Source organism: Kangiella sp. (genome assembly GCF_014762745.1).
Classification (GTDB): domain Bacteria; phylum Pseudomonadota; class Gammaproteobacteria; order Enterobacterales; family Kangiellaceae; genus Kangiella.
Window position 1 is genome coordinate 1 of sequence record NZ_JABURJ010000012.1, and the last position, 3477, is coordinate 3477.

General features: G+C 42.1%; 3 protein-coding genes. All 3 read right to left on the reverse strand.

What is annotated here, in order from left to right; all coding sequences use genetic code 11:
• Window positions 1-146: 146 nt before the first annotated feature.
• On the reverse strand, window positions 147-1037 hold the full coding sequence (locus HUJ19_RS00215; RefSeq protein ID WP_290621563.1) for a hypothetical protein: 891 nt from the start codon (window positions 1035-1037) through the stop codon (window positions 147-149).
• 342 nt (window positions 1038-1379) lie between these two features.
• Entirely contained in the window at window positions 1380-2897 is a 1518-nt protein-coding gene (gene lnt / locus HUJ19_RS00220; RefSeq protein ID WP_290621564.1) for an apolipoprotein N-acyltransferase, read from the reverse strand.
• Window positions 2898-3008: 111 nt separating this feature from the next.
• A partial coding sequence (locus HUJ19_RS00225) for a transporter associated domain-containing protein (protein ID WP_290621565.1) occupies window positions 3009-3477 on the reverse strand: 469 nt, incomplete at its 5' end.

Sequence of the window (3477 nt, forward strand, 5' to 3'; positions counted from 1 at the left end):
TTCGATTAAACTCACCCTATTGACAGCTAGCGACTTATGGGTGACCCCATTAATTCGATTAATGTACTCTGACCCCATTAATTCCTGTGAATACTGTAAGGTATTGTTTATACCGCCCCAACGTCTCTGTAAGACAATAATATTTTTTACAGCTCCCTATTCTTAATCTTGTTAAGCAATTCGTTGTCTAGAAAGAAGCTTCTACCGTCAAAGTAAGTGTTTTGTTCGAACTCAACAACATCTCCATCATCACTTTTGGTTAAAAGTGCAAACCCTACTTCATCGTTTCTATGTAGAATGTTAAATTCAATATTTTCTGGTTTTATCATCTTGTAATAGAAAAGATTCGCTCCATCACCTAAAATAATAAACAAAGGCTCTATAACTCGATCATTGACTGCCTGATTATATTTAGCAGGTAATAGCTCACTTTTTACTTTATAACTTCCTGCAAACTCGAAACTTGCTATACCCTTATGCTTGAATACATACCTTTTAAACTCACTTTCATGTTTAAACTTTATACTATCATGACTGCTCTTCTGATTGGCTTTCCATTGTTCATTAGCCCGCCATTTGCCAAGTATACTGCTAACAATCCCTGTTGGTTGATTCTTTAGTATAAATTTTCCACTTTTTTTATCAGCATTTATTATTAAATACTCCTTGCCGCTATCTGTTCTGCTTTCAACTAGATAAATATAGTATTCATTATTATTCGCTTTAAGTAATACTTCATTTTTTGCTTTGCTCATTACTCGATGTAACTGCTCAAAATATCTCTTCTCAGGTTCTATAGTGAGCTCTTGAAAGGTAATATAATTATCACTCTCAACTGCCTTAATTAAGCGATTTATTGTATCTCCCGCTTCGACACTCACTGGCAACATCGTTACCCCTGTCTTTAGCATCTCCTTCTGCTCCACATGATATATGTAGAAAGGAATAGGGAATTTCTTATCTGATTTCAAAAAATATATAGAAGTGATAATTCCTATAAAAAGAATACTTATTGATAAATAGATATATTTCTTCATGTGTTCTCTCATTTATAAAATAAACGGTGCGTCGTGACGCAGATCCTTCCCTAGGGGTACCTTACGCCATACTTGTTATTTATTCCTATACCAAACACCAAACGCTACTTATTACTTTTCTCTATACTTTACAGAGATTACTAAAGCTACTAGCAGTAAAAGGAACATAAAACTGCGGATAGAAAAATGAAGGTAATAGCGAAACGGATCACTAGACAAGACAATTTCCCTCGTGCTTCTCATGGACTCTATTTCTCCATGAAATACTGCACTAAAAACCATCCACCCATAATATAGAGATAGCACAAGGAAAAACAATATTCGTATCATTTTCTACCTAAACTACCTTTTCCTTAAAGCAAATGCTGTAATAATTAATAACATAACCAATACTAACAAACTCCAATACCCATACTCTCTAAACCAGGTGTTGCGGTTTTCGAGGAGGAAGGCACCGGCCAGTTCACTGCTTTGGAAGCGGTCGATTTGGTTGATGACACGGCCTTTGTCGTCGATGATGGCGGTGATGCCGTTGTTGGTGCCACGAATAACGGGGAGGCCGGTTTCGATGGCCCGCATTTTGGCGATTTGGAAGTGTTGAATCGGTCCCCAGGATTCGCCGAACCAGGTGTCGTTACTGATAGTGACAATGGCTTTGAACTGATTTTCGTCGGTGCTGGTGGCGAGTTGTTGCATCAACCCTGAGAAAGCGATTTCATAACAGATTGCCGGAATATAATCGGCTTTTTCGGTTTTCAATGCAGTTTGCTGGCTGCTGCCAGGGGTGAAGCTCGACATGGGTAAATCGAAGAAATCGATCATACCGCGAATCCAATTACCTAATGGCACATATTCTCCGAAGGGTACCAGTTGTTGCTTATGATAGTCGGCTTGCTCACTGCCGAGCATTTTGATTCCTGCGTAATATTCCTCGCGGGTTTCTAACATCGGAATACCGGTTATAAACTGACTACCACTACTTTTAGCCAATTCGTCCAGCTCATACAAAATACCCGGCACTTGCGTATCAAAAGCAGGGATGGCCGCTTCTGGCCATACAATGAGATCCGCGCCCCAATAGTGTTCGGTCTGGTCAAACAGTCCTTTTACGATTGATGTGAAGTAGTTTCGATCCCACTTTATGTGCTGATCGATATTCGGTTGGATTAAGGCAATGGTCAGTGTTTTTTGTTGCTCGGTTTCTTTTTTCACTTCATACAGACTGGCGCTGGTTCCAATCATCATCAGCAGGACTAAAGCAAGCAACGTATTTGAGCGAGCTTTCTTATTAGTGTGAGTTAATGCCAGTGTCACCAAGCAGGCAATAACAACCAGCAGGAAAGTGACTCCATGCACACCTAGATAACTGGCCACGCCCAACAGCGGTCCTGAAGTCTGAGTGTAGCCTAAATAGAGCCATGGGAAACTGACAAACCCTGAACCGCGAGCGATATCAAGAATAAGCCATGCAGTGGCGAAAAAGATGATTTGAGAAATTAGATTGAAGCGGTTGATAAAGCGGGCGTTGAGCCAGCCGAGTAAGACAAAAAATAACGACAGAATGGCGATGAATATTATAGTTAGTAAGACTGCTAATGGCGGTGCAGCATTACCGAAGGTGTTGATCGACACATAGACCCAGGACACACCAACGCCAAAGTAACCCATGCCATAACTGAATCCCAGTGCCATCGAATATTTTCGGCTTTGTCCGTTAAGCAACCACCAGATTGCCGAAACCGAAAAGATTGATATTGGCCACCATTCCAGTGGTGCAAAACCCAGCGGATAAAGTGCTCCTGCGATCAGTGCCAGCATTAGCCCCAGCCAGCCGGTTGGGCTTTTAGCCATTGTTATCATTGTATGTCTCTTAGTTGTTATTTGAGTTGGTGTCGGGCTTTAGCGCAAAGTTTCGCCAAGGAGCAAGCTAATAAAATAAGGTGGGCCAAGGCCCACCCTACTATCTTACTTTTAAGCCTCTACCGGGGCTTCTACCAGTGGCTTGACCCTTAGCAGATGCACTCGCCGCTGATCGGCATTGAGCACGGTAAACTCGAAGTTGCCCATGGCGATGGTTTCATCCCGCTCTGGCATGTGGCCGAATTTATTAACCAGCAAACCGCCAATGGTATCGAATTCCTGATCCGGGAAATCGGCTCCCAGGCGTTCATTAAAGTCGCTGATTTCAGTCTGCGCCTTAACGGTATATTCGCCATTAGTGTGGTGCTTGATGTTGGTTTCTTCTTCATCAACATCAAACTCATCTTCAATGTCGCCCACGATCTGTTCCAGCACGTCTTCAATCGTGACCAGTCCGGAAACGCAACCATATTCATCGACCACGATGGCCATGTGGTTTCGCTTGGAACGGAATTCGGTTAACAGCACATCCAGGCGTTTACTTTCAGGAATGATATAAGCAGGACGTAAGATGTCCTTA

Bases quoted from the DNA above. Each gene is read 5' to 3' on its own strand.
- lnt (WP_290621564.1), bottom strand. From the start codon at position 2,897: ATGATAACAATGGCTAAAAGCCCAACCGGCTGGCTGGGGCTAATGCTG.
- HUJ19_RS00215 (WP_290621563.1), bottom strand. From the start codon at position 1,037: ATGAAGAAATATATCTATTTATCAATAAGTATTCTTTTTATAGGAATT.